At 52.5% G+C, this 25678-nt stretch carries 23 protein-coding genes; 15 read left to right on the top strand and 8 right to left on the bottom strand.

Going from position 1 to position 25678, the window contains the following annotated elements; all coding sequences use genetic code 11:
• The first annotated feature begins 1 nt into the window (after position 1).
• Positions 2 to 709, top strand: coding sequence for an RloB family protein (locus TALK_RS16460; protein WP_085620238.1), 708 nt, complete (start codon positions 2 to 4; stop codon positions 707 to 709).
• A gap of 53 nt (positions 710 to 762) precedes the next feature.
• Here the strand turns inward: TALK_RS16460 and TALK_RS16465 are convergent, their stop codons facing one another.
• The gene (locus TALK_RS16465) at positions 763 to 1467 is read right to left on the bottom strand and encodes a transposase (protein ID WP_085620239.1); all 705 of its coding nucleotides are present in this window, start codon (positions 1465 to 1467) and stop codon (positions 763 to 765) included.
• 130 nt (positions 1468 to 1597) lie between these two features.
• Positions 1598 to 2551, bottom strand: coding sequence for a LysR family transcriptional regulator (locus tag TALK_RS16470; RefSeq protein WP_085620240.1), 954 nt, complete (start codon positions 2549 to 2551; stop codon positions 1598 to 1600).
• Between the two features lie 150 nt (positions 2552 to 2701).
• Here TALK_RS16470 and TALK_RS16475 point away from each other — a divergent pair, with 150 nt between their 5' ends.
• The 3 genes from TALK_RS16475 to TALK_RS16485 all read left to right on the top strand — a co-directional run bounded on the left by TALK_RS16475 (position 2702) and on the right by TALK_RS16485 (position 7257).
• Positions 2702 to 3706: a TAXI family TRAP transporter solute-binding subunit gene (locus tag TALK_RS16475; protein ID WP_085620241.1), complete on the top strand. Its 1005-nt coding sequence runs from the start codon at positions 2702 to 2704 to the stop codon at positions 3704 to 3706.
• 102 nt (positions 3707 to 3808) lie between these two features.
• Complete coding sequence (locus tag TALK_RS16480; RefSeq protein WP_085620242.1) at positions 3809 to 6016, top strand: TRAP transporter permease; 2208 nt, start codon at positions 3809 to 3811, stop codon at positions 6014 to 6016.
• Positions 6017 to 6018: 2 nt separating this feature from the next.
• On the top strand, positions 6019 to 7257 hold the full coding sequence (locus TALK_RS16485; protein WP_085620243.1) for an NAD(P)/FAD-dependent oxidoreductase: 1239 nt from the start codon (positions 6019 to 6021) through the stop codon (positions 7255 to 7257).
• A gap of 75 nt (positions 7258 to 7332) precedes the next feature.
• Here TALK_RS16485 and TALK_RS16490 read toward each other — a convergent pair whose 3' ends face one another.
• From TALK_RS16490 to TALK_RS16500, 3 genes are all read right to left on the bottom strand, one after another.
• Entirely contained in the window at positions 7333 to 8448 is a 1116-nt protein-coding gene (locus TALK_RS16490; RefSeq protein WP_245829991.1) for an alanine/ornithine racemase family PLP-dependent enzyme, read from the bottom strand.
• Positions 8449 to 8450: 2 nt separating this feature from the next.
• Positions 8451 to 9641: an N-acetyltransferase DgcN family protein gene (locus TALK_RS16495; protein ID WP_085620245.1), complete on the bottom strand. Its 1191-nt coding sequence runs from the start codon at positions 9639 to 9641 to the stop codon at positions 8451 to 8453.
• Positions 9642 to 10072: 431 nt separating this feature from the next.
• Entirely contained in the window at positions 10073 to 11089 is a 1017-nt protein-coding gene (locus TALK_RS16500; protein ID WP_085620246.1) for an AraC family transcriptional regulator, read from the bottom strand.
• 112 nt (positions 11090 to 11201) lie between these two features.
• Between TALK_RS16500 and TALK_RS16505 the strand changes: the two genes are divergently transcribed.
• Together TALK_RS16505 and TALK_RS16510 are read left to right on the top strand one after the other, a co-directional pair.
• Positions 11202 to 12098: an SDR family oxidoreductase gene (locus TALK_RS16505; RefSeq protein WP_085620247.1), complete on the top strand. Its 897-nt coding sequence runs from the start codon at positions 11202 to 11204 to the stop codon at positions 12096 to 12098.
• A 205-nt stretch (positions 12099 to 12303) separates the two neighbouring features.
• Entirely contained in the window at positions 12304 to 14157 is a 1854-nt protein-coding gene (locus TALK_RS16510; protein WP_139833864.1) for a GSCFA domain-containing protein, read from the top strand.
• 80 nt (positions 14158 to 14237) lie between these two features.
• On the opposite strand, the gene TALK_RS16515 is transcribed toward TALK_RS16510, so the two are convergent.
• Both TALK_RS16515 and TALK_RS16520 read right to left on the bottom strand, forming a co-directional pair.
• Positions 14238 to 15314, bottom strand: coding sequence for a DMT family transporter (locus TALK_RS16515; RefSeq protein WP_245829983.1), 1077 nt, complete (start codon positions 15312 to 15314; stop codon positions 14238 to 14240).
• 242 nt (positions 15315 to 15556) lie between these two features.
• A complete protein-coding gene (locus TALK_RS16520) occupies positions 15557 to 16456 on the bottom strand; it encodes a LysR family transcriptional regulator (RefSeq protein ID WP_085620308.1) in 900 nt (299 codons plus the stop codon).
• A 127-nt stretch (positions 16457 to 16583) separates the two neighbouring features.
• On the opposite strand from TALK_RS16520, the gene TALK_RS16525 reads away from it, so the two are divergent.
• Both TALK_RS16525 and TALK_RS16530 read left to right on the top strand, forming a co-directional pair.
• Positions 16584 to 16868: a hypothetical protein gene (locus tag TALK_RS16525; protein WP_085620250.1), complete on the top strand. Its 285-nt coding sequence runs from the start codon at positions 16584 to 16586 to the stop codon at positions 16866 to 16868.
• Between the two features lie 144 nt (positions 16869 to 17012).
• Positions 17013 to 17990 carry a D-2-hydroxyacid dehydrogenase family protein gene (locus TALK_RS16530; RefSeq protein WP_085620251.1) on the top strand — a complete coding sequence of 326 codons (978 nt, stop codon included), beginning with the start codon at positions 17013 to 17015 and terminating at the stop codon, positions 17988 to 17990.
• Positions 17991 to 18133: 143 nt separating this feature from the next.
• On the opposite strand, the gene TALK_RS16535 is transcribed toward TALK_RS16530, so the two are convergent.
• Complete coding sequence (locus TALK_RS16535) at positions 18134 to 19045, bottom strand: DMT family transporter (RefSeq protein ID WP_085620252.1); 912 nt, start codon at positions 19043 to 19045, stop codon at positions 18134 to 18136.
• A gap of 416 nt (positions 19046 to 19461) precedes the next feature.
• Between TALK_RS16535 and TALK_RS16540 the strand changes: the two genes are divergently transcribed.
• From TALK_RS16540 to TALK_RS16570, 7 genes are all read left to right on the top strand, one after another.
• On the top strand, positions 19462 to 20385 hold the full coding sequence (locus TALK_RS16540; RefSeq protein WP_085620253.1) for a LysR family transcriptional regulator: 924 nt from the start codon (positions 19462 to 19464) through the stop codon (positions 20383 to 20385).
• A 157-nt stretch (positions 20386 to 20542) separates the two neighbouring features.
• Complete coding sequence (gene dctP / locus TALK_RS16545; RefSeq protein WP_085620254.1) at positions 20543 to 21580, top strand: TRAP transporter substrate-binding protein DctP; 1038 nt, start codon at positions 20543 to 20545, stop codon at positions 21578 to 21580.
• A gap of 99 nt (positions 21581 to 21679) precedes the next feature.
• The gene (locus TALK_RS16550) at positions 21680 to 22198 is read left to right on the top strand and encodes a TRAP transporter small permease subunit (protein ID WP_085620255.1); all 519 of its coding nucleotides are present in this window, start codon (positions 21680 to 21682) and stop codon (positions 22196 to 22198) included.
• On the top strand, positions 22195 to 23505 hold the full coding sequence (locus TALK_RS16555; RefSeq protein ID WP_085620256.1) for a TRAP transporter large permease: 1311 nt from the start codon (positions 22195 to 22197) through the stop codon (positions 23503 to 23505). The genes TALK_RS16550 and TALK_RS16555 overlap by 4 nt, the downstream gene beginning before the upstream one ends.
• Before the next feature lie 10 nt (positions 23506 to 23515).
• Positions 23516 to 24202, top strand: a complete 687-nt coding sequence (locus TALK_RS16560) for a glutathione S-transferase family protein (protein WP_211274838.1) — start codon at positions 23516 to 23518, stop codon at positions 24200 to 24202.
• Positions 24202 to 24750, top strand: a complete 549-nt coding sequence (locus tag TALK_RS16565; protein WP_085620257.1) for a carboxymuconolactone decarboxylase family protein — start codon at positions 24202 to 24204, stop codon at positions 24748 to 24750. The genes TALK_RS16560 and TALK_RS16565 overlap by 1 nt, the downstream gene beginning before the upstream one ends.
• Positions 24751 to 24801: 51 nt before the next feature.
• Entirely contained in the window at positions 24802 to 25674 is an 873-nt protein-coding gene (locus TALK_RS16570) for an amidohydrolase family protein (protein ID WP_085620258.1), read from the top strand.
• Positions 25675 to 25678: the final 4 nt, after the last annotated feature.

The raw sequence follows: 25678 nt of genomic DNA on the forward strand, positions 1-25678 counted from the left end.
AATGGCGAGAAGTGATAAGCTATTTCAAAAGCGTAAAGCTGTTTCGAAGAAAGGCTTGGAAAGAAAAAAAGGTAGTAGAAAACCTAATATAAGAGTGTTGATTGTTACTGAAGGCGAGAGGACGGAGAAGGATTATTTCAATAGATTAATTTCCCACTTGAATCTGAGTGGTATTGATGTCGATGTATGCGCTGACTGCGATTCTGCTCCAATAAGTGTTGTTAATTTTGCTGAGCAAAAAGTCCGAAGCTTATCGTCAGATGATAAGTATGACAAAGTCTTTTGTGTTTTTGATCGAGACACACACGAAACTTACCATGCTGCTATTTCAAAAATAATTTCTTTAAATAAAAATACTCGTTTCCATTCTAGTATTTATTCCGTTACATCTATACCTTGCTTTGAATTTTGGTTTATTATTCATTTCCAATACACTAGGGCTCCCTATTGCGAAGCTAACGGTAATTCGGTGGGGGATATGGTGGTTGATAGCTTGAAAAAGATTGCTGGTTTCTCAGGGTATGACAAGAAGCTAACAAAGCAACAATTGGATTTATTGATTTCTAATGTAGATGTTGCAATAAAAAATTCTCAGAGAATTTCCTGTGATGTTGAAAAAACAGGAGAGGTTAATCCTTCCACAAGAATTCATGAGATGATTTTGGTCTTGAAAGATGAGAAAGAAAAATTCTCAAAATCATCTTCTTAATAGGACAAGAAAAAGAGGACATAGAAAACAAGAAAAAGGAGACAGATTTATTTTCAGTCTGAACCCGCCTCGATATTCTTGCGCGGGCGTCCCGGTCCTCTTTGTTCCAGACGTTTGCCGATGATCCGGGCGATTTCATCGACGAATTTTTGAGTGCCGGTTAATTGATTGCGCTGGATTGCGGTGTGGATTTGGTCATAGCGTTCCGGCGAAACGCCTTCGGCAACGAAATCGGCATAGCGTTTCTGGCGGGTTGGCCCTGTTCCCCAATGTTTTGTACCGGGAAGAGGGGCGAGCCAATTCTGCGCACTCTCGGCGGTGCGGTATGGATAGCTGGACCATGGATACTGTTTGGCATGGGCTGTCATGCCAGCCCGTACCGGGTTAAGGTCAATATACCGGCAGCATTCCAGCAAATAGCTGTCAATCTGTACCGGGCTTGATTTAAACCGGCCTTCCCAAAGCGTGCCGGATCGGCCCTCAAGCTTGTTGCGATAGCGCGTCATCCGCCCGGCAAGGGTTTTCATCAGCTTTGCCAGTTGGTCGGGATGTGCGCCGGGGTCAAGCAGCAGGTGAACATGATTTGTCATCAGACAGAACGCATAAACCTTAACCTCAAGCGCCTGACTAACCGTTCGCAAATCGTCAAGGTAATGCTGAAAATCAGCATCGGATGCAAAAACAGTTTGCCGATTATGCCCGCGTTGGACGATGTGATGGGGGAAGTTTGGAACGATAGTTCTACTGGTACGGGGCATTTTGAAACCTTATAAAAAAGCGACTTTATCGGGAAAAAATAAATCTGTCCCCATTTTCTTTGTTGCCGCATTTTCTCTGACGTCTGTCATCGGACTTTGGCCACGATCAACGTCGTAACAATAAACCGGCCTAATCGTCGCGGCAAAGCAAGACCGGCTCTGCGCCGAGATCGGTCAGGATACGCAGGACTTCGCTGCGCCAGCCATCCCGGATCCGTTCGGCAAGTTTCGATAGCGGCCGATGGATCGGTGTGTAAATTGCGTATTCATAGGTGATGTCGTCTGAAAGCGGGCGAAAACAGACCTTTTGCGTCGTGCTTTGCATGGCATATTCGGTGGCAACGGCCAGTGGGTCAACAATCGCAAGGCATTGGCCTGCCGCGACAAAATGCAAAAGTGGCAGGAAAAACTGGCATTCGACCGTCGTATTAAGCGCACAGCCTGCGTCGGCAAATGATTTTTCCAGATTTGTGTTCAGGAAATGTCCGTCTGGCAAAAAGCCCATTGGTTGATGATCAAGATCGGCAATGGAAATTTCCGACTTTTGCGCCAGCGGGTGATCTTGTGACAAAGCACAAAAACAACGCGCCGTGATGCGTTCGGCATCGTAAAGCCGATGATCGGTTTCCTTGTCCGTGCCGCCATCGCCAAATCCGAAATCAAGGGATTGAGACCCCACCAATTTGCGGATTTGAATTGTATTTCGCGACGAAAGGGCAAGCCGTATGGCCGCATTCGCACCGATTTCGCGGCTTAAAAATGATGGCATAAGATAGGTGGACGGGCCGGGCATGGCCGCAATACGAAGATGCCCCGAATGGGCAGAGGCAAGGCTTTTCATCGTGCTGTTAAGCGCATCAAGGCGCGTCAGCAAAACATCGGATTCCGACAAAAGATAATAGGCTTCGGGGACAGGGATAAGCCTGCGTCCTTCGCGTAGAAAAAGGACAAGCCCAAGGTTTTGTTCAAGGGCTTTGATCGCAAGGCTGATGGCCGGTTGCGTTCGATTAAGGTTGCGTGCCGCCTGGGAAAGCGACCCGGCGGTCATGACCTCGCGAAAGGCGGCAAGCTGGCTAAGATGCATGTTTATCTATAAGTCAAACTTATTGAAATCCAAATATATCAAATTTGATTTTATGAATATGCCGTTTAACATGGCAACCGACAAATCAAAAAACACAATATGTCGAGAAAAGGTCTCTCAGGGAGACTTCTAGATGAAAGGGGATTGCCAATGATAAACAAGACCATCGCCATTTGCCTTGGGGCAATGATTGCCAGCACCAGCGCGTTCGCCCAAAGCCCGACGTTTTTCCGTATCGGAACCGGCGGCGCTGGCGGAACATATTTTCCGATTGGCGGCACGATTGCCAATGCCATTTCGGCCCCGCCGGGATCGCGTCCCTGTGACGAGGGTGGCCAATGTGGTGTGCCCGGCCTGATCGCGATTGCGCAATCAACAACCGCATCGGTGTTTAACGCAGCAGCGGTTCAAAATGGCCAACTTGAAGCCGGATTGTCGGCTGCGGATGTTGTGCATGATACTTATTTCGGGGTGCGTAAATTTGAAGGCAAACCACATCCGAAACTGCGCATCGTTGCCAATCTGTATCCCGAGGATTTGCACCTTGTCCTGCCCAAAGGCCAGAAGATCGAAAGTCTGGCTGACCTTAAAGGCGAACGTGTCGGGATTGCCCAGGCCGGTTCGGGAACGCAGGTTGCCGTCCTGACCATGCTTGATGGTTGGGGTGTTAACCGCGATAACATTGATGCCGCTGAATTGGGCAACAGCCAATCGGCTGAACGTTTGGCCGATGGCCAGCTTGACGCCTATTTCTATGCTGCGGGCTGGCCGGTGGCAGCAATGGTACAGCTTGCTTCGACCAAAGGCATGGAATTGCATTCCTTTAGTGACGCCGATCTGAAAAAGATCAACGATCTTGTCCCGGCTTATATTCCGTCACAGATTCCAGCCGGGGTTTATGACGGGATTGATTATGCGGTCAAGACACCCGCTGTATCGGCTTTGTTCATCGTGTCTTCAGACCTTGATGAAGAACTGGTCTATGGCCTGACCAAGGCGCTTTGGAACTCAAACACCCGTAAAATTCTTGATAACGGCCATGCAAAGGGCAAGCAAATTACCCTTGAAACCGCCCTTGACGGGGTGGCAGTCCTTGAAGTGCCGCTTCATCCCGGTGCGGCCCGTTTCTATAAGGAAGTGGGCATGATCAAGTGATGCAATAACATCAGCTAGGCGGCGCATCCTTGTGCGGATGCGCCGCCTATCGGTTGGAAAATTGCACTTCATATTGATCATGCGCAAAGGGAGCAGGGAATAATGCCGTCTGTATCAGCCGATACCGGGCCAAGCGCGGCCGAACTCGAAGAAATTGAACGTAAATACGACGAAGGCGCTGCGACAAAGGCGGTTGGCAAGGGGATGGCGGTCTTTTTGCGGATCGTTGCGGTGGTCTTTGCGCTTTATCACTATTTTACCGCGGGCTTTGGCTTGCCGTCCGATCATTGGCATATGGGGTGGCATCTGTCGGGGCTGTTTATATTGATTTATGCCTTTTATCCGGCCTTTAAAACGCGCGACGCCTATGATTTGAAACAGAGTTTCTGGCGGATTGGCAATGTTTCGGTCCTTGATATTCTGGCCATGCTCCTTGGGATCAGCGCGTCGCTTTATCTCAGTCTGGCCTGGCGCGGGATCGCATTCTTTGGGATCGAAGAACAAACATTTCGCATGGGAAATCCGAATGTTTATGACCTGATTTTCGGATGTATCATGATTGTGCTGGTTCTTGATCTGGCACGTCGGACCCTTGGCTGGATTTTGCCGCTGATCATCTGTATTTTTATGTCCTATGCGCTTTTGGGGCCATATTTCCCGGGGATTTTGCAACATCCGGGGGTGAAGTTTCAAACATTCGTATCATCGATGTATTTCCCGCATGAGGGGATTTACGGCGTAACCCTGTGGGTGACGTCGACGGTTGTTTTCCATTTCGTTTTGTTCGGAACCATTGCCCAGCGTACCGGGCTTGGACAGCTTTTTATCGATAACGCATCCATTCTGGCCGGGCGTTATACCGGTGGCCCGGCCAAGGTTTCGGTGATTTCTTCGGCGTTTTTCGGCACGATTTCGGGGTCGTCGGTGGCCAATACGGTTTCAACCGGTTCCCTGACCATTCCCAATATGAAGCGTCTTGGCTATCCGGGGCATTTTGCTGGCGGGGTCGAAGCCGCGGCATCGGCAGGCGGGCAAATCACCCCGCCGATCATGGGGGCTGCGGCCTTTATCATGGCCGAATTCCTGAATGTGCCCTACACGACCATCGTGCTTGCCGGAATTTTCCCGGCCTTGCTGCATTATTTCGGCGTGTTCAGTGTGGTTCACCTGATGGCCCGCAAACTTGGCCTGAAAGGGATGGCCAAGGAAACCTTGCCTCATTTCGGTAAAGTCTGGAAAAGCGGCTGGGCGAATATCTTGCCGTTGGTCGGCTTGCTGGTGGTTTTGTTCTCTGGTTACACGCCGTATATGTCCGCATTTTGCGGTATTTCGCTGTTGCTTGTTGTGGGCATGGCCCGCCGCGATGTTGTGCTCAGCCTTATTATTCCCGTGGGATTTGCCGCCTTTGTTTGTTGGAAAGCCCTAAGCGGTGAATTCGGGGTTGGCATTTCCATAACCTTGCTGGCGGCAACTATTTTGGGAATATACAACCCGCAAAAAAGGGTCACCCTTGCTGAAATGGTGACGACCTTTGAAACCGGGGTTAAATATGCCTTGGCCGTCGGGGCGGCTTCGGCGGCGGTCGGGATTGTTGTCGGGGTGATCAACACGACCGGCATCGGATTTCGACTTGGTTTTATGGTGACATCCGGTGCCACCGAAATGGCCGATGTGATCCATGCCCTGACCGAGTTTGGGGGGTATGAACTGTTTTCCACCAGCAGCATCTCTCTTTTCCTGTCTTTGGTTCTGATTGCCTTTTCCTGCATTCTTATGGGGGCGGGTATTCCGACCACGGCCCTTTACATCATGCTGGTATCTGTTGCGCAGCCGGCCTTGGCCCAATTGGGCATTCCGCCAATCGCAAGCCATATGTTCGTGCTTTATTACGGGGTGGTTGCCGAAATAACGCCACCGGTCTGTACGTCGGCCTATGCGGCATCTGCAATTGCCAATTCCAATCCGTTTCGGACCGGCGTATCTGCATTTACCCTTGGTCTGGGCAAGGTGGTTGCACCGATGGCATTTGTTTATGCGCCGGTGTTGCTGTTTGCCGATCCAAACGGCTTTGATCTTTTGACGTTTGCCTATAGCGCCGTTTCCGCAATTTTTGGGGTTATTGCCCTGTCGGCTGCGGTTGTTGGTGTGTGGCTTGCGCCTTTGGCGGTTTGGGCGCGCCTTGTTTTGGCGTTGGGGGGGCTGGTGTTTATTGCGCCGTCATTTGCATCCGATATCATTGCCCTGTTGATTATAACGCCAGTGATTTTGCAGCAAGTCCTTGCGCGTTTGTCCCAACCGGCATCGGTTTAGCCATGTCCGCAGATGTCATGGTGCTTGGTGCCGGTTTGGTGGGGATATTTACCGCCCTGAATTTGGCACAGCAGGGTCAGAAAGTGGTGCTGATTGATCGCGGGGAACCCGGTCAGGAGGCATCATCTGGGAATGCTGGCGTAATTTCACCCTGGTCGATTGCCCCTGGTTGTGCGCCGGGGGTATGGCGAAAGCTGCCGGGTATGTTGCTGGGGGCGGATAAACCGCTCAATGTGCAGGCCGGATTTTGGCCGAAAATGGTGCCCTGGGGGACCCGGTTTCTTCTTAACGGAACGGAAAAGAAATACCGAAAAACGGCAAACGCCATGTATGACCTCTGTCGGCCTTCTGTTACGCTTTATAAGGATTGGCTTGCGCTGGTTGGTCATGCAAAACTGATTACCGATAGCTATTATATTCATGCCTTTCGTCATCAAAATAACGCAAACCTTGATGCACTTGACTATGCCATCCGGGCCGAAAAAGGTGCCGAAATGCAATTGGTTGGGCGTATCGGTCTGGCGGAGGTCGAGCCCGCCCTTGCACCAATTTACGATGCGGCGATTCTGATCAAAGGCCAGGCGCGGCTTTTGTCACCCGGGCGGGTGGGGACGGTTCTGGCGGAATATGCATGCCGTCTGGGGGTCGAAATCCAATGTGCTGATATCGGGCAGGTTTCTCGTGAAGGCGGGGATTGGCAGGCCATCGGACAAGGGCGTGTCTTTCGCGCCTCGAAACTGGTTGTATGTGCCGGGGTCTGGTCGGAAAAATTGCTGCGAAAGACCGGGCTGCATATCCCCTTGGTTGCCGAACGCGGCTATCATCTTGAAATTCCATCGGGTCATATTTCTTTGAACCATTCGGTGATGGATATGGCGGGGAAAATTGTTGCATCAAGTATGAGGGGCGGTTTGCGATTGGCCGGGGCTGCTGAATTTGCGGCGATTGATGCGCCGCCATCCGAATGGCGCGAAAGTTTGTTACGTCGGCAGGCGGCGCGAATGCTGCCGGATTTGGATTTGTTTCATGCGCGGTTTTGGATGGGAAGCCGTCCAAGCCTGCCTGACAGTTTACCGATCATCGGTGCGCTTTCCCCGTCAGAGGGGCTGTTTGGTGCCTTTGGACATGCGCATCAAGGCGTTATGATGGCACCAATGACCGGCAAGGTTCTGACCGATGTGATCTTGGGCAAAAAACCATCCATCGATATGTCGCCATACCATCCTATGCGCTTTTCCTAACCCATCTGGGCATACGATTGCACGTTTGAACGGTGTGCCAATTGAAAAAAAATATGGGGCAGCTTTATGCCCCATTTACCCCAAAAATGCAGAAACCGGCTGTGGAATGATCCGGGGTGCGATGGCTTTGCCAATATAGGCCTTGTCGATATAGGGCGATGTCATACACCGCAAAAGTGCCGCATAATCGGGCCGGAATGATATTTCGGAACCGACCGGGGCCTTTGTATCGCCGGTGTTAAGCACAAGATGGTCACTGCTGGCGCCCAGAATTTTAATGCCCATGGGCGGATAAAGGCCGTCCGGATCGACATCTTGTTGCCCGATGGCAAGAATTGATTGGAAAATGTCGCCCTCATCACGGGGGAGCAATGGGGTGCCAAAGGCAGTCTGGGCCAGTGTGCCCCAAGGTTTTGATGGCTTGGTTTTGCTTTCGATGACTTCTGTGATCAATCGGATCGCGTCGGTATGAAGGCCTGTGATCGCTTGGCGATGCAATGGCTCGCAACCAAGCAATATGGCCTCTCCCAGTCGCAGATTATTAATCCGGCCCATTTTGCCACCCGCAAATACCCAGTTAAGGTTGCTGGAATTACCACCCGAGACGACAGACATGGGTGCCGCAAAGGCCCCCGCCGTGGCGTCTATATGGTCAGCCAATACAGACAGTTTTGCCATGTTGCGGTTATCGGGGGATACGCCGTTTCGGCACGCAAGGTTTGCGCCAAGACCCAAAAAGGTGATGTTGGGCAATTTACGCAAGGATTGAACGGTTTTTTCAACATCGCACGGCATGACCCCTTCGCGCAGGTCGCCGAGTTCCACCATCAGGATGATACCGTGCCGTTTACGGGCCTTTTGCGCCGCATCGGAAAGGGCGCGGATCACGTCGGGTTCGGTATTCAGGCTGATGTCGGCCGCGGCCACAACCCGGTCAACCTGGCTGATCATGGGCGAGCGGATTAATGTTATGGCGGCGTTAATACCGGCTTCGCGCAACCGTTCGATATTTTCGATCCGGGAATCACCAAGCGATGTGACCCCCGCTCGCAGCAGTACCTTTGCCAGTTGCGGTGAACCGCAACAGGCTTTGGTAATCCCGGTAACCGAAATGCCATGCGCCTTAAGGCGCGTGACCAGTGTCTTTGCATTGTGAAAGATCTTGTCAAGATCGATCTCGATCCCGGGCATACTCACTGAACGCTGAGCGACAGCTTCCTTTGCAAGGCCGGGAAGGATGACAAAACCATTTCCGCAAGCTGTTCGACAGGGCGGGCAAGCGCATCGGTTACGGGAATGCCCAGTTGTTCCTGATAATACAGGATGCTGTCGGAAATCTCGCCGTCGGTCATATCTTCATGATTGATCGTCAGTCCGATGACTTTGGTATCGGCAAAGGCCTCGATCAGGCTGATTTCAGATTTTGGTTCGGGCATGGGCATTTGATCAAAATCGCAACGATGCTTGCGTTTTGGGGCATGTTGCAAAATAACGCCATCGGGCACGCTGCCACGCAGAATAAAGGCCGACGTGCAAAAGGCCGGATGGCTGAGCGCGCCCTGGCCTTCGACGATAATGATGTCGGGGTCTTCGCCCTCAAACGCGTCAATAATGGTTGCTTCCAGCTCGCCACAACAAAACTGTGACGGCACGGCATCAAGGGCAACACCATATCGCGATCCCTGCATCATGCCGGTCTGGCCGGTTGTAACCATGACAGCATTGACACCGCGTGCAATCAGGGCGCGGGTCAGGATGCTGGCCGTGGTTCGTTTGCCAATCGCGCAATCGGTGCCAAGAACCGCAATTCGGGGGCATGTAACGTTATTGATGTTGCCGCTAAACAGTCGCAGGTCGTTTTTGGGGCGTGGTTTTCGGATGTCGATAATCGCAACATTTCCGGCACGCGATGCGGCAATGAATTCTGGGTCGTCATTTAAAAATTCATGAAGCCCGTTAACCACATTCATACCGCGTTTCAACGCATCCAGAACGATCAGACGTTCTGCATCCGATAACATCCCTGTTGCGGGGGCCATGCCATAAATAAAATAATCCGGCACGGGCAGATGGGCTGCAAATGCGTCGTCCAGATGGCGTAAAATCGGGATTGCATTTGGGTATCCGTCAAGAACCTCACCGGCATCGCGGCCTGCCTGTGTGCTGTCGATCACGGAAAGAATTTCGTATTTTTCGGAATGCCGGATCAATCCGTTTGCCGTCTTCCCATCGGGCAAGCCAAAGTTGCCTTCGCAATAAACAAGTGCGGTTGGGGCGCGGGCATCTTTTGAACGTAGGCTTGCGTTGACCAATGGGATCGCGCCAGAAGGCAAATGGATGATGTTTTCAGTTGTTGGCGATGAAATAGGCAATGTGGTTGTCATATAGGTTTCCGTGTCTGAACATTGGTGCGCCGTCGCGACGGGTGCTTTACCCGTCTCGTCGTCTTTTGCAGGACCACGCAAAGGCCAATATTGATGAAGTTTCAAGTTTAACCGGCCCGTTGATACGCACGTTGCGATGCATCTTTGCACCACAAGCGGGTTACCCATCAGGTTATCGGATGAAACGGATCGTGAGGAATGCACCGGCCATCAAGTTATCGTTCGAGGATGGTTTTATTTTTAGCGTGCAAACTAAAAAATAATGAACAATAAATTCACCATGCGCTTATATTGGTCGATATACAAATTAAATTGAATTTTTTATTTATAATGTCGTTTAATTCATTAAAGTTAATTGAGTGATATTCTTATTGTACACGGTAAAAATAATTTTTTATTCCAAGGCATGCGTTAAATATTTCTGTTTTATTTTAGGTGGTTTGGCCTGGGTACTTTGTTTGAGTTAATCGTCCATACTGCCTTGGTGCAGACCCCATCACACGTTTAAACGCTGTACTGAACGCACTTTCAGACTCATAACCAACCGACAGAGCAATATCTGATACAGGCAGATTGCCATTGGTTAGTCGGTCGCCTGCCAGCAACATCCGCCAGCGGGTCAGATAGGCCATTGGCGGGATCGCGACAACATCGCGAAACCGTGCGGCAAAGCCCGATCGCGACATGCCGGCATGGCGGGCCAGTTCCTGCAGGGTCCAGGGATGGGCGGGATCATCATGGATGCGCGCAATCGCGGCTGATATCTGTTTGTCCGACAGGGCGGCAAACCAGTCCGGCCCGTTTTGTCCGCTTTGCCTGCTTTGCCCGTTATCTTTGGGGGCATCCCCGTTCGTGCGGTTCGCACCTCTTTCCCTATGCTCAAGATGCAGACGCAGCGCCTGCACCAGCACCGTATGGGCAAGATGTTGCAGTACGAGAAAGCCACCCGGTTTGGGTGTGCTTAATTCCTGCATCATCCGTTCCACCGACCAGCGCAATGTGCCTTCGTCCTGATCGGGACGGATATGTACAATCGGCGGCAAGGTGCTCATCAGCATATCGGCATGGTTGCCCGAAAGGGCAAAGCGGCTGCTGATGATAAAGCATTCCCCGCCGCCATTATGGGTGACAATTCCGCCGCGGCGGGCGTCGGCAAACACAAGGGGCGCATCGATAGGCGGGCAATCGGGATTGCTTGCAAGGGAAAATGTCCGCCCGCGCGGCAAGACAAAGCAATCGCCGGGGCCAAGCAAGACCGGCTTCGCCACATCCTCGGTGCCATCGGTATCCTCGACACTGACATAGCATTGCCCGAAAACGACAGTCCCGCATTTGATTGTGTTGGCCTGATCGGGAAACCGGATCGCCCATGATCCGGCGGCATCAAATCCCGCCGACATGTAATTGCGTGGCTTTAACAGCGAAAGAATATCGGAAAGCGGATCCATGGCGACCTGTTTTGGATGATGGCGAAAGTAATATGGATATTAGCGCATAGTTCGTCCAAGTGCGATCAACTATCTTTGGGGCCGTTCATCGCATGGATCACAGGAGAATAAGATGCGTGTTTTTGTTACAGGTGCGACCGGCTTTGTCGGATCGGCGGTGGTGCGCGAATTGATCGCGGCCGGGCATCAGGTTTTGGGGCTGGCGCGATCCGATGCATCGGCCGATGCGCTTTTGGCAGTCGGGGCGATGGTGCATCGTGGCGACCTTGACGATTATGAAAGCCTTCGTGCCGGGGCGTCCCGGGCCGATGGTGTGATCCACACCGCGTTTAATCACGATTTTTCCCGGTTTGCCGAAAGCTGTGCGACGGATGGTAAAGTGATCGCGGCGTTGGGAAGTGCTCTTGAAGGATCGGATCGCCCGCTTGTTGTCACTTCGGGCATCGGGCTTCTGGCCGGTGGAAAGCGGGTGACCGAGCAGGATATGCCCGATTTTGGTCCGAATGCCATGCCCCGTGTTGCGACAGAGCGGGCAACAGCCGACCTGGTGGCGCGCGGGATTAATGTTTCGGTTATGCGTTTACCGCCCTCGGTGCATGGGGCTGGCGATCATGGTTTTGTCCCGATCCTGATCGGCATCGCACGCGACAAGGGTGTTTCGGCCTGTGTCGGGGATGGCAATAATGCCTGGCCCGCAGTACACCGCTTTGATGCCGCACGTGCCTTTGTCCGCGCGGTCGAGGTTGCAATGCCCGGTGCTGTCTATCACGCCGTTGCCGAAACCGGGATTCCGTTTCACCAGATTGCGGGGGTAATCGGCCGCGGATTGGGTGTTCCGATGGTATCGAAAACCCCGGATGAGGCCGCCGATCATTTCGGCTGGTTCACCCATTTCGCCAAGCTTGATTGCCCGACCTCCAGCAAGATCACGCGCCGCCAATTGGACTGGTCACCGCAAGAAGTCGATTTGCTGGGGGATATCGATCAGCCGTATTATTTTACGCGATGATCGGATGACCATCCGCGCCATTGAGGAGCCGCAATGCAACCCCAATGGCGCGGGCTCTTTTGTCACCAGAGTTGTTTTTACGGACAAGAACGGATTTGAATAGATCCTGACCCTAAGCAAGATTAAAGGATTTGATTTTATTGTCAGAGTGGAAAAGACTTGCTCATGTTTTGATTTAAAATAGATTTTGCGGTGAGGAACGACATTGGCCAACCCTTATAGAGATTTGAAACCGGAACGTTTCTGGCGCTATGGCGTCGCCCTTTCGAATCCGCAGAATATTGCCAATATCCACACACCGAAATGGGCCATCGCACCGACGGATACGGTTGTGACGATGGGCAGTTGTTTTGCCCAGCATATTGCGACATGGCTGCGTGATCGGGATTTGAATGTTCCGTTCTTTGATACCGATGACAATATCAAATCATGTAATTTCTCGGCCAATTACGGCAATATCTATACCGTCAAACAGGCCCTGCAACTGATCAATGAAACTGCGGGAAAGCGGCGTTGTTCGGAAACAGCCTGGCAATCACGCGAAGGCTTTGTCGATCCGTTGCGCCCCAATGTGTTTAAGGCCCCGGTGGGCATTAGTGATGCGATTGTCTCCTTGCGAAGCGCACATCTTAAGGCGGTCGAACAGGCATTTACCGAACTTGATGTCCTTGTCTTTACCCTTGGCCTGACGGAATCCTGGCGGGTGAATGCCTGTGATACAATCCTGCCGGTCGCACCCGGTGTGGCGGGTGGGGATTATGATCCGCAGAAATACAGCTTTGTGAATTTTGACTACCCGGAAATTCGCGTGGATCTTGATCAGTTTTGTGCTGCGGTTCGGGCGCTGCGCGGGGGGCGGGATTTTAAGTTGATCCTGACCGTGTCGCCCGTACCCTTGACGGCGACTTATGAAGGACGCCATGTCTTGCAATCTTCAACCTATTCCAAGGCGGTGTTGCGCGCAGTGGCGGGGGATTTTGCGACAGAAAACGGCTTTGCCGATTACTTCCCGTCGTTTGAAATCATCAATAACCCGGCGGCCAAAAGCACCTTTTTCGAAGACAATTTCCGGTCGGTGAAATCCGATGCGGTCGCCGTCGTCATGAACCATTTCATGGACAGCTATTTCCCTGATGGCATATCTGAAAATCGATCAGCGTCTGCCGTCGGTGGGGCGGAAGTCTTTGGCGATGCCCCGGTTTCAACTTCGTCCAACACGCGCGTCAAGACAGCCGCAACAACGGTGCCAAAGTCAATGGATGCCGATTGCGAGGATGAAATGCTTGAAGGCTTTGCTAATCGGCAGTACGAAAATGGCGGGGGCGGCAAGGATATGATTGTTGCCTTTGGCGACAGTCATTTAGCCGGTTCCAGCAAGAAGATCGAGGAATATGACCGGGAAGGCAGATTTGCCTTTGCTCCGATTAGATTGCTTGCCAATAATCCGCACCGCGAAATAAATGTCCATCGTTTCAGGACGTTTATTTTCAAGGAAGAACATTCAAACTTCAAAGATTTCTTTGTTCAAAATCCCAAGGATCTGGTTCTGGTCGGCACAGGATTGTTTGGCGATAACATCATTCGCGCGCATGGTGATATGAAGCCCGAAATCGAAGGTGCGAGTGGGAGCGACATCACGCCAACTTTGCCATGTCTTGATACTGTGACCGAAGAACTGGTTCAGATGTATGTGCAAAAAATCATGCCGCATATCGCATTTGGGCTACAGCTTGAAAAACTGACGGCTTATGAACGGATATTCTGGATCATTTCCCCGGACATGCCCGAACAAACTGCGCGGTTCCGGTTGGGGGATCATTTTGTCGATGGCGCGTATTACAATGTCCATAAAAAGGCCTATGCCACGGCATTTAATATGCTCGTACATAATGTGAATAGGACTAAGTTTATTATTCATCCATGGGCTGATCTTTGCAATGAAACCGGCTTTACCAAAAACGAGTTCGCTGGTAACGACAATCTGACCAATATTCACGTCAACAAGGACTATTACACCTTTGCCGTTAATCAACTTTTTGAGTTGATGAAGGCGGGCTGATGTCTCGATAACCAATTGCGATTGTTTGGGTTTATGATGCTTTACAAGGATACAGGTGCGGGTCAAATGCGCCTGTATTTCTATTTGTATGAGGAATAGTTTCGGGTAAATTGAAGCAATCGCCCGTCAATCACGGCCAGTCCCAAACCAATCACGATCATCCCGAAAATCTGGCGGCTTTCCAGTGTTTCCCCCAAAAACCCAACGCCCAGCAATATCGCACTGACCGGAATCAGGAAGGTCACCAGCAACAGGTTGCTCGCCCCGGCACGTTTTAACAGCTGGAAATAAAGGATATAGGCCAATGCGGTGCTAAATGCCGCAATGCCCAGCACGGCCAGAATGGTTTCCGTACCCGGAAATGGCAGGTTCCATGGGGCATCGATCATGAAGCAAAGCGGGATCAACATCAGGGATGATGCGCTGGTTTGCCCGGCTGCGGTCAGGATCGGCGGGGTATCGCGGAAACGACGGCCAAACACCCCTGCACAGCCATAGGAAATTGCCGCCAGCAAGACCGCAAGCGGCGCCAGTGCTGCCAGCGGTCCAGCTTCTGCATCGGCGCCGGCCTCAGCCTCTATGCTGCTGCTAACATGCGTATTGTCATGGGCTGCATTCGTCGCAATGTCCGTCGTTGGGGCGGTTCGGGTATTGATGTTGCCGATGCTGCTGATGATATCACCGGGCAGGCCAATCACGATCACTACACCAATAAAGCCAACCAAAACGCCCAGAGTTTTGCGCCGCGTTAGTTTTTCATTTGAGGTCGCCAGATGGGCGATGATCAGGGTGAAAAGCGGTGTCGTTGCATTCAGGATGGCGGCAAGGCCACTGGCGATATGGGTCTGTCCCCAGACGATCAGGCAAAATGGCACAAGGTTATTCAACATCCCCATGACCAGAAAGCCAAGCCACAGGCGCGGATCGCGCGGAATATTGATATGGCGCAATAGCACCACCCACCACAGGATGACCGCGGCAATCGCCACCCGGCAAAGCACAAGGGTAAGCGGCGGCAAATCGACAAGCGCGATTTCGGTAAAGAAAAATGACCCGCCCCATAGAATGGAAAGCGCAATCAGCATCAACCAGCTTTGACCATCCATGCGCGGGGCCGACGTGCCGGTTTGGGGCAGCGTGCTTTTTGACAGGGGCATTTTCGCAGATCCTGTGGGAAGTGGTTTGTGCCGGATTACATTGTGGGGGCGATTAAATTTCGGGTTCAGGGCAATCCAGCTCTTCGTGGTCATATCCGGGTTCCGTCATATCAGGTTGGTGACAGGATGGATGTTAGAGCACGATCATTGTGCTGACTGGCCAGATTCGGACTTCAACGGTGACAAAGACAGGGTCGTTGCCCGGTTTTCGGTGCGCATCGTGGCCATGATCAGGATGATGGTCAGGCGAATAGCCGCATCCCACGTTCGGCCGCCATTTTGAAACTGCTAACCACATGTTCGGCCAATGCATCCTCGGCCGGGCCGGTCGCCCCCCGTTTGGCAAGCGTCATGCGGTATTCGCCAAGTTCAGGCAGGCCATGACGGGCATCAAGATGGATCAATCGATCCGATATGACACTGATCGGGACCGGGCAGATGGCAAGGTCGGCCTCTGTCGCAGCGATTTGGGCCTGACAGAACTCGCTGGTATAGGCGACGCGATAATTGATTCCTGTCTCGTCAAGCGCCCGCAATGCCATGGCCCGCCAATAACATCCCGGCTCGGCCAGGGCGACGGGCAGGGGGTGCTTTTCAATCGCGGCCCCATGCCGCGCACCAAGCCAGACAAGCGGTTCACTATGGATCGGTGGTTGTGGGTCAAGTTCCGGGTCAAAGCTGAAAACGGCGATATCGGTCGTGCCCTCGGCAACGCGTTTGCGCAGGCTGGCGGTTGGCCCCAGAAAGACGTCAACTTCGATATGCGGATGGCTGGCAGCGAAACGACGCAGGATTTCGGGAATGGCAATAATGCCGTTATCGTTGGGAACGCCCAATTGCACTGTGCCGGTAAATTCGGGGGCGCGAAAGCGTGACATTGCCTCGTCATTTAGTCGAAGCAGACGGCGTGCATAACCCAGCAAAACCTCGCCATCTGGCGTCAGGCGTACCCGACGGGTTTCGCGTTCAAACAGGCTGCGGCCGACAATTTCTTCGAGCTTTTTGACCTGCAGGCTGATTGCGGATGCGCTGCGGTTGACCCGTTCTGCTGCGCGGGAAAAGTTTCCGGTCTCGCAGATCGCAACAAAGGTGCGTGCCAGATCCAGATCAAGGTTGGGCAGGGCAACGGGGAACGAAGACATGATTTTTGCCATATGTATGAGGTTTTCTAATGAGTGAGTTTAGATCTTCTCGTTTGCCTCATCAATAAGAAATGCTCATCATTCTGATAATGAATGTTTGAATTTCTCATAAAAGGATGAAGCGGTGATGGCAACACATGTTTCTTGTGAACAAAATAACCCGGTCGGTGTGATTGCCACGGGCCGGGCAATCGGTATCTGGCAGAAGGTCGCCATTCGCTTGGCGCAATGGCAGCGACGTCAGGCCGAGCGTCGGACGATTGAGACTCTGCTGGCGATGGAGGACTGGTTGCTGCGCGATGTGACAGGGTTGGAAAAAGCCGATGTTATTGCAGCCAAGCGCAGTCAGGCAACGAACTGGGGCAATCACCAGTGGCGTCTTGCGGATTATATGCGCAACCGCCAGAGGTAATGGATGTTCAAGAGCCCGTCACATCATCATGCCGATCCGGGGGAACCGGCTTGCACGCATATTCGCGGGGTGCGAGTATCTGTGAAAGTGCTGTCATTGTGGTGCAGAACGCCGTTATATACGGCAAAATATAGCGGGGATTTGATGAAGATTACCATTCTTGACGACTATCTCGACAGCATTCGCCATTTGCCCTGTTTTGCCAAACTGGCCGGGTTTGATGTGTCGATCCTGACAGAAAAATATGATGACCCGGCAAAACTGTCGCTGGCAATCGGCGATAGCGATGCCCTGGCGCTGTTTCGCGAGCGGACGAAAATCACCGATGAATTGCTGGCCGGTTTGCCGAAATTGAAATTGATCAGCCAGCGCAGCGTTTTCCCCCATATCGATGTCGATGCATGCACCAAACGCGGAGTTTTGCTGTGTTCAAAACAAGGGGCCGGTAAAAAGCCATCCTATGCGGCGGCAGAAATGACATGGGCGTTGATCATGGCATCCGCGCGTCAGATCGTTGAACAAAACGCATCTCTTAGGGCCGGAAAATGGCAGATGGGGATCGGCAAGACATTGCGGGGGCGCACCCTTGGTATTTTGGGGTATGGCAAGGTTTCGCGTGTGGTTGCCGGTTATGCCAAGGCATTCGGGATGAATGTTGTGATCTGGGCGTCGGAGGCATCGCGCAAGGCCGCGTCTGAGGATGGCTGGGACGTTGCGCCATCCCGTGCGGCATTTTTTGCCAAGCCCGATATCATCACGGTGCATATGCGCTTGACCCCGGAAACGAGTGGGGTGATTAGCGGTGATGATCTGGCGCAGATGCGACCTGATAGCTTGTTTGTCAATACGTCGCGTGCCGGGTTGGTGGTGCCAGGCGCATTGTTGGCAGCCCTTGATGCCGGGCGTCCGGGCAAGGCAGCGGTGGATGTTTTGGATGTTGAGCCGTTGACCGATTTTAACGATCGATTTGCCAATCATCCCAATGTTCTGGCGACCCCGCATGTCGGTTTCGTCACCGAGGACGAGTTGGATATGCAGTTTGGCGATATTTTCGATCAGATCATCGGTTATGCCAATGGTGATCCGATCAATATGATCAATCCGGATGTCTGGAAAGCTTAGGGTCAGCTAAGGCGGGGGGCGTCGAAGTAGCAGCTTGATGCTGTAACCCGACGGCAAATCCACCGGGCATGGAAAATCCCCGTTGGGAAAATGCCCGCATACGAAAACGGCCACTTGCAGGGGATGCAGCGGCCGTTTGATGTTTATGCCTTGGTTTCTGCTTGGGCTTGTGCCCTGGCGCGGCTGCCGGGCAATCGGGCAAAGATCGTGATGTTGCCAAGGAAGATCATGACAAGCCCGGTGGCACCAATCGGCGTCCAGACATAACCTTCGAGGAAGGTTGAAACCGTCAGGGCAACGACGGGGAACAGGACGGTGACATAGGCCGCGCGGCCCGCACCCACCCGATGCACCAGCGCAAGATAGGCGATAAAGGCAACGACCGATCCCGGAATGGCCAGATAAAGCAAGCCACCGATATAAATCGGGTCGGTCGGCATGACCGGTGTTTGACCCCGTAACAGGGCATAGACCAGCAGCAATACCGCACCATAGGCCATGCCGCGTGCAACGGCATCCCGGTTGGGAATGCCCATCTTGTTTAATTTGACCGATACCATGTTGCCGCAACTAAAAACTGCCGTGCCGCCAAGCGCAAACAAAAGGCCGGTTATGGCATGTGGATTATGCGACAGGGCGGATAGCTGATTGGCAAACAGGCAGGCAATCCCGCCAAGACCAAAAGCCGCACCAAAGACAAAGCGAAGACCGGGGCGCTGACCATAAAACGCCCAATTGCCAAGCGCATTGAAAATGGTTGAAGTGGTGAAAATCACCGCAACGATCCCCGACGCGATATAGCTTGTTGCTGAATACATCAGAATAAAATTGATGCCAAACAGCCCGCAGCCCAGAAGTACGATCCATGGATGCGCCTGCCAGGGCACCGGGCGCCATTTACGCGAGATCAGCAAGAAACCGCATAGGACAATGGCCGCCAGCGCAAAGCGGTAAAAGATTGAAAATTCGATCGGGATCGGCCCGATTTGCAGTTTGATGGCGTACCAGGTAAATCCCCAGCAGGCCGTAACGATCATGAAAAGCAGGGCGGTCATAGGGTTCAAGGGCTCCGGTGGTGGCGACTCATGGCGTTGATTGCCAGGCCGTTGTGCCCGTTTGAGGCGGGCCGTAAAAAGGGGCATGTCACGCATATGTGGGGCATGTCGTGTTTCTGCTTATAGCGCGCTTTATCTTTGCCCGGCTTTCACGATCTTGCGGTGTTTTGGGCGATGGTGAAGTGGTGGGGAAATCGATGTGTCAGCAGTTCATTGCCAACACATTGGCCACAGATTTTGGCAAAATGGCTATGCCTTTGCGATCACGATCCATATGATCCGGGCGAAAGTCCGGGAAAAGAACGCGGATTGCCGTTACGACTGCCAGGGGGCGGTGATTGCCGTTGCGTGACAATAAAGTTGGGACTGAAGAGGGCAATGGATGGGGTTGGAATTGAACGGGGGAGGATTTTCAAATGAACGGTGATTGGCAACCTGAACTGCGCGCCTTACGATATTTTGTGTGTATTGCAGAAGAAAAAAGTTTCACCCGGGCGGCCAACCGGCTGCGCATTGCCCAACCGGCACTGAGCCGTCAGATCAAGCGCATGGAAGAGGATCTGAAAGTTCCGCTGTTTACGCGCAGCGTGCGCGGCACGGAATTGACCGAAGCAGGTGAAATCTTGCTGCGCCGGGCCTATCTGATTTTTAATCAGGTTCAGCAAACCCACCATGACGTCACGATCCATTCGACGCATTTGGGCGGGGTGGTTTCGGTCGGGATGCCCCCGACACCCGGCGAATTTATCGTGCCTCGCCTGCTGGAACGCAGCGCCGAGCTTTACCCCGATATCGAATTGCGATTCCACGAAGGTTTTAGTGCCGATCTTGAACAAAAGATGGCCAATAATGAGATCGGGGTTGCGGTGATGCATGAACCGACCCCGCGCGACGACATCCAGATCAAGGAATTGCTTGTCGAACATCTTTGCCTGATCGGTAAACAGGGTACGTTGACCAAACCCGATTATAGCTTTGCCGAGGCGGCGTCATATCCGCTTGTGATGCCGAGTCGTCCGAACTTCTTGCGTATTCTGGTCGATAGTTACGCCGAAGAATATGATGTTTCCCTTAATATCGTGACCCGTTCAGACGGGATTGGACACACCAAATCACTGGTGCGATATGGTCAGGGTTTCACCATTTTGACCTATGGCGCGGTGATATCGGATGTCCAGAATGGATTGTTGCAGGCCGTCCCGATCAAGGACCCGGAAATCACGTGGAAACTCTGCGTTGCAATGCGGACCGATCAGGGACGTAAAAAAACACTTTCCGTTATTGAAAGCCTGATCCAGGACATCGTGCGTGATCTTGTTGCCGATGGTGTCTGGAGATAGTTACAAAGCCTATCTATACCGAAAAGGCATGGATAGCATAATTACACAGTATTTGAATTATGGATCAGGACGCTTTTAATCGAAGGCGGACCGGGCCCCAAATGGGGGTCATTCAAAAGATGTTCAATGGCGCACCAATAGCGCCCAGGGAGGAAATATGACCGGATTTTATAACCGAAGCGTTTTCGGTTCCGTTGCTGTTGCGACACTTGCCATTGGTATTGCGACCTCAGCCTTTGTCAACGACGCGGCTGCGGACACGTATAAATGGCTGACTTTCAAGCCGCAGGGTGCAGGTGATGCCCAAGCCATTTCGACCCAGTGGTTTGTTGATGAATTCAAAAAACGCACCGGTGGCAAGCACGAGATAGAGGTTTTTTGGGGCGGAAGTGTCGCGAAGACCCGTGAAATTCCGGATGCACTTTCTGCCAATGTTGGTGATTTTGGCGATATCATTACGCCGTATTTTGCCGATAAATTTCCGCTGAATAATGCAGTCGGTTTCTTTATCCCGCAGCCAAATTCGACCATCGAAATTGCTCATTTGATGGAAAAATGGCATGCGAAATATCCGCAATTTGCCGAGGAATTGGCGAATTACAATCTGAAAGCAGTTGGTTTCCGTCCGCTTGAAAGCTATGGCCTGTTGTGCACATCCCCGATCCGTTCGCTTGCGGATCTTAAGGGCAAGCGTATCCGGACTTATGGCTTTGCCTATCCGGCACTGGTCGAGGCACTTGGTGCGTCACCGGTTTCGATTGCAACCGCCGAGGCTTATGAGGCGCTTGAAACCAATATTCTTGATTGTACGCCGATTGGTCCGGCACTTGCCTATGGCTGGAAATACGATGAAGTTGCCAAATATTACATCGAAATCCCGCTTGGGGCATCGTTTGGCCATTTGATCGCGATGAGCCTTGATACCTATAATGCAATGGATGATGAGACGCGCGCCGTTGTTGACAAGCTTGGCAATGAATATGCCGAGGATTACAACGCCGAACTTGAAAAAACCATTGCCGAGGTTCGCGCCGGTTGGGGTGCCAAAGGGGTGGAAGTTATTCCATTCCCGAAAGACGAGCTGATTTCTGTCATCGACGACGAGCGTATTCAGGCTGTGCGTCAGGAATGGATCAGCCGCGCCGAAGCCGCCGGTCTTCCGGTTGATGAGATTGTTTCCGAACTCAAATTCTAAGCCAATCATGTGTTGAAGGTTCCGGGGCGATATTTTGCCCCGGAACCCTAATACGACGGTTGTGCCCGGAGTTTCGGGGGATTAGCGGAGATTATCCCAATGTCGATGTTTGACCGGATCTGGCGTTTATACGGCAGGTTCCTGCGGGGATGTGGCTTTGTTGCCGGTTACATCACCTTTGCGATGATGTTGTTGGTTATAGCCAATGCCGTATCGCGATTTTTGTTTAATGCGCCGGTTTCTGGCGCGCTTGAAATTACCGAAACCATGCTGACGGTGCTGATCTTTTTGTCATTGGCACTGACGCAACATGAAGACGGCCACATCAAGGTGGTTGTTCTGACCCAGCACCTTCCAAAGGTTTTGCGCAAGGTGGTTCGTCTTTTTGCTTTGGCGTTGGGGGCTGTTTTCTTTGTCTGGTGCACCAAGGCCGGGTGGGAATATGCGGCAAAATCGCTGGCCATTGGCGAACAGCAGTGGGGCGCAGTGCGGTATCCATTATATCCGGTCAAATTCATGATTTTCTTTGGTCTGGGCTTGCTGGCGATCCAGTTCACCCTCGATTTCCTGCGTGAAGCGCTGGGAATTACGATAAATGAGGAGCCCGTAAAACAATGACCGGACTTGAAGTCGGTATGATCGGTATTGTTGCACTTTTTGCAGCGATTCTGATGGGCGCCAATGTCATGGTTGCTCTTGGTGCGGTCGGTGCTGCAGGTCTTGCAACCCTTGTCGGGGTCAAGGGTGCGACGGCGATGCTTTCGACGGTGTTTTTTGACACCACGCATAGTTTTCATTTTAGCGTTATTCCGCTTTTCCTGCTGATGGGGTTCTTTGCCATGCGGGCGGGCCTTGGCGAGGATATGTTCGAAGCCACAACTAAATGGCTGGGAAATATCAAGGGCGGATTGGCGATTTCAACCACCATGGGCGCGGCCGCATTTGGTGCGGCTTCGGGATCAAGTGTTGGGACGGCGACCGTATTTACCAAGCTGGCCCTGCCGGAAATGCTTGCACGTGGTTATGACAAGCGACTGGCATCGGCATCGATTGCCATTGCCGGGACCCTGGCGGTGATGATCCCGCCAAGTGCATTGGTGGTGGTTTACGGCATCCTGACAGATTCAAGCATCGGCGGATTGCTGGTGGCCGGGGTTATTCCCGGGGTGATCTTTGCGGTTATTCTTTGCTTTGCGACTTATATCACGGTGCTTCGCAATCCCGCACTGGCACCGGTGATCAAAACCGAGGCGACATTCCGCGAGAAAATCTTTGCGTTGCGTTTAGCCGGGCCGCTTTTATTCGTCATCATCTGCATCATTTCCGGTCTTTATCTTGGGGTGTTTACCCCGACGGAAGCTGGCGGGATCGGTGCCGGTTTGACCTTTATTCTTGCCATCGTTCGTCAGCGCGGGATCAAGGGACTGAAACTGACCGATACCTTGATGGATACAATCCGCACGTCGGGGATGATTTTTGCCATCATCATCTGTGCGTTGGTCTTTTCCAAGTTCCTGGCACTGAGCGGTGTGGCGAATTCGATTGGTGGTTTTCTGATCGGGTTGGAAGTCAATCGTTGGGTCGTGGTGCTGATTATTGTCGGTATCTATTTGTTGCTTGGCATGATGATGGATGCTCCGGCATTGCTGGCGATTACCTTGCCGATTACCCATCCGGTAATGATGAAGCTTGGTTTTGATCCGATCTGGTTCGGGGTTTTTGTTGTGCTGTTGGTTGAGATAGGGGCGGTGACGCCACCGGTGGGGATCAATTGCTTTGTGGTGCAGGCCGCATCGAATGGCCAGGTCAAACTGGAAGACGTTTTCCGTGGGTTGTTGCCCTATATCCTGGCCGGGTTTGTGATGCTGACGTTGTTGTGTATTTTCCCGCAGATCGCGTTGTATCTGCCCCAAAGTATGCAGTGAGGCGATGAACATGAGCATGACATTGAACGGGGCGGTCTCTTCGCCAGATAAGTTCGAAGGTGTTGATGGATTATCATCTGGTCCGCGTCTTTTGCGGTCGACACTGACATCGCCGTTTGGACGCAAGGTGCGAATGGCGATTGAAATCCTTGGTCTTGAGGACCGGGTTTTGGTTGTGGCAGCGGATACGCGCGATGAGGCCGATACGCTTCGCGTCCAGAATCCGCTTGGCAAAATGCCCTGTCTGATTCTTGATGATGAAACTGCGGTTTATGACAGCCGCGTTATTATTGAGTTTCTTGATAATTGGTCGGGAAAGAAGGTTTTGATCCCGCGTGACACCGATGCGCGTGCCCGGGTTTTGACCCGGGCGACGCTTGCCGATGGGATTGCGGATGCGGCGTTGTTGATGGTTTACGAGGGTCGTTTTCGGTCATCCGAGCAGGTTTCCGAAGTGTGGCTTGCCCATCAGCGCGGCAAGGTCGAACGTGCGCTTTGTGCGATTGAAAAAGACTTGCCCGATCCGCAACAAACCGAAATTTCGGCGATCAGTCTGGCCTGTGCGCTGGGCTATCTAGATTGGCGAAAACCGGTGGAATGGCGAAATCAGCATCCGATACTTGTTGATTGGCTTGACCGGTTTGAGGCTTCTGAACCAGCATTTAAACATACTGAACGACCGCAGGAGGTGATCTGATGTCACGGATCGAACCGTTATCACCCGACGCACTTAGCGACCGTCAAAAGCAGGTCCATGACGCGATTGCGTCAGGCCCGCGCGGGCGGGTTCGCGGGCCTTTGGCTGTCTGGCTTCATCGGCCGGATCTGGCGGATCGTGCGCAGGCACTTGGCCGGTATTGCCGGTATGACAGTTTGCTTGAACCGCGACTGTCGGAATTGGCCATTTTGGCAACGGCACGGGTTTGGAAATCCGAATTCGAATGGGCGGCACATAAACCCATCGCCCTTAAGGCCGGGATCAGTGCTGACATCGTTGAAACCATTCGGACCAATGGCACGCCGGTCTTCAAAAATGAAGACGAGGATGTTGTCTATAACTTTGCGGTGACCCTTCATACCAAGCGGTTCATTGACGATGCGCTTTATGCGCGTGCGGTCAAGGTTTTGGGGCAGGAACGGGTTGTCGATCTGACGGGGATCCTTGGATATTACACATTGATTTCCATGACGATTAACGTCTTTGACCTGCCGCCGCCCGACGGGATTGCGCCGGAACTCGAATAGTTTCGCCAGACCACGCTTTTACGACTTTTTAAAAAATCAACGAGGATGGCCATGAATACTGCGCCCATCACCTATAATCCTGCGCCGACGCAGCCGTCTTTTGTTATGCCCAAAGGGGCCTGTGACACGCATTGTCATGTTTTCGGTCCTTCGGTTCGGTTTCCGTTTGCACCGGAAAGTGCCTTGCAGCCCGGCGATGCGCCCAAGGAAAAGCTGTTTGCCCTTCATGACATGATGGGGATTGAACGCTGTGTTATCGTGCAATCAGGTGTGCATGGTTTTGATAATTCCGCCGTTGCCAATGCGATTGCGGCACGGCCGAAAACCTATCTTGGGGTGGCATTGCTGCCGACAGATGTTTCAGATGACGAGATCAAGAGACATCATGAACTTGGTTTTCGGGGGATCCGGTTTAACTATATGTCCCATCTGAAAGGCGGGGCATCGATGGATCAGTTGTTGCACCTGGCGGACCGATTGGGCCGATTTGACTGGCATTTGCAAATCCATATGGACAGCGATCTGATCGCAGAAAAAGCCGTCGGATTGGCCAAGGCCAGCGTACCGGTGGTGATTGATCATATGGGCCGGGTTGATGCGTCTCTTGGTCTTGATCAGGAACCGTTTAATGCCTTGTTGCGATTGATGGAAAATGATCACCTTCTGGTCAAGGTTTCCGGGTGCGAGCGATCCTCAAGACAGGACGCACCCTATGTTGATGCCATCCCGTTTGCCCGCAAACTGGTTGAAACATTCCCTGACCGGGTGTTGTGGGGCACCGATTGGCCGCATCCCAATTTCCGTGCGGATGCCCCCGATGACGGGGTGCTTGTTGATTTGATTGCTGCGATTGCGCCCACGCCAGATCTGCAACAGGCGTTGCTGGTGGACAATCCGATGCGGTTCTATCGTTTCGCTGCCTGAGGAG

It is taken from the genome of Thalassospira alkalitolerans, from assembly GCF_002115745.1.
GTDB classification, from domain to species: domain Bacteria; phylum Pseudomonadota; class Alphaproteobacteria; order Rhodospirillales; family Thalassospiraceae; genus Thalassospira; species Thalassospira alkalitolerans.

What these genes read in the sequence shown, in the direction of transcription:
- TALK_RS16555 (WP_085620256.1), top strand. Translation starts at nt 22,195, where the DNA reads ATGACCGGACTTGAAGTCGGTATGATCGGTATTGTTGCACTTTTTGCA.
- TALK_RS16520 (WP_085620308.1), bottom strand. Translation starts at nt 16,456, where the DNA reads ATGTCTTCGTTCCCCGTTGCCCTGCCCAACCTTGATCTGGATCTGGCA.
- TALK_RS16490 (WP_245829991.1), bottom strand. Translation starts at nt 8,448, where the DNA reads ATGCCCGGGATCGAGATCGATCTTGACAAGATCTTTCACAATGCAAAG.
- TALK_RS16495 (WP_085620245.1), bottom strand. Translation starts at nt 9,641, where the DNA reads ATGACAACCACATTGCCTATTTCATCGCCAACAACTGAAAACATCATC.
- TALK_RS16470 (WP_085620240.1), bottom strand. Translation starts at nt 2,551, where the DNA reads ATGCATCTTAGCCAGCTTGCCGCCTTTCGCGAGGTCATGACCGCCGGG.
- TALK_RS16465 (WP_085620239.1), bottom strand. Translation starts at nt 1,467, where the DNA reads ATGCCCCGTACCAGTAGAACTATCGTTCCAAACTTCCCCCATCACATC.
- dctP (WP_085620254.1), top strand. Translation starts at nt 20,543, where the DNA reads ATGACCGGATTTTATAACCGAAGCGTTTTCGGTTCCGTTGCTGTTGCG.
- TALK_RS16530 (WP_085620251.1), top strand. Translation starts at nt 17,013, where the DNA reads ATGAAGATTACCATTCTTGACGACTATCTCGACAGCATTCGCCATTTG.
- TALK_RS16475 (WP_085620241.1), top strand. Translation starts at nt 2,702, where the DNA reads ATGATAAACAAGACCATCGCCATTTGCCTTGGGGCAATGATTGCCAGC.
- TALK_RS16565 (WP_085620257.1), top strand. Translation starts at nt 24,202, where the DNA reads ATGTCACGGATCGAACCGTTATCACCCGACGCACTTAGCGACCGTCAA.
- TALK_RS16485 (WP_085620243.1), top strand. Translation starts at nt 6,019, where the DNA reads ATGTCCGCAGATGTCATGGTGCTTGGTGCCGGTTTGGTGGGGATATTT.
- TALK_RS16460 (WP_085620238.1), top strand. Translation starts at nt 2, where the DNA reads ATGGCGAGAAGTGATAAGCTATTTCAAAAGCGTAAAGCTGTTTCGAAG.
- TALK_RS16570 (WP_085620258.1), top strand. Translation starts at nt 24,802, where the DNA reads ATGAATACTGCGCCCATCACCTATAATCCTGCGCCGACGCAGCCGTCT.
- TALK_RS16515 (WP_245829983.1), bottom strand. Translation starts at nt 15,314, where the DNA reads ATGCCCCTGTCAAAAAGCACGCTGCCCCAAACCGGCACGTCGGCCCCG.
- TALK_RS16505 (WP_085620247.1), top strand. Translation starts at nt 11,202, where the DNA reads ATGCGTGTTTTTGTTACAGGTGCGACCGGCTTTGTCGGATCGGCGGTG.
- TALK_RS16525 (WP_085620250.1), top strand. Translation starts at nt 16,584, where the DNA reads ATGGCAACACATGTTTCTTGTGAACAAAATAACCCGGTCGGTGTGATT.
- TALK_RS16550 (WP_085620255.1), top strand. Translation starts at nt 21,680, where the DNA reads ATGTCGATGTTTGACCGGATCTGGCGTTTATACGGCAGGTTCCTGCGG.
- TALK_RS16500 (WP_085620246.1), bottom strand. Translation starts at nt 11,089, where the DNA reads ATGGATCCGCTTTCCGATATTCTTTCGCTGTTAAAGCCACGCAATTAC.
- TALK_RS16540 (WP_085620253.1), top strand. Translation starts at nt 19,462, where the DNA reads ATGAACGGTGATTGGCAACCTGAACTGCGCGCCTTACGATATTTTGTG.
- TALK_RS16560 (WP_211274838.1), top strand. Translation starts at nt 23,516, where the DNA reads ATGAGCATGACATTGAACGGGGCGGTCTCTTCGCCAGATAAGTTCGAA.
- TALK_RS16480 (WP_085620242.1), top strand. Translation starts at nt 3,809, where the DNA reads ATGCCGTCTGTATCAGCCGATACCGGGCCAAGCGCGGCCGAACTCGAA.
- TALK_RS16535 (WP_085620252.1), bottom strand. Translation starts at nt 19,045, where the DNA reads ATGACCGCCCTGCTTTTCATGATCGTTACGGCCTGCTGGGGATTTACC.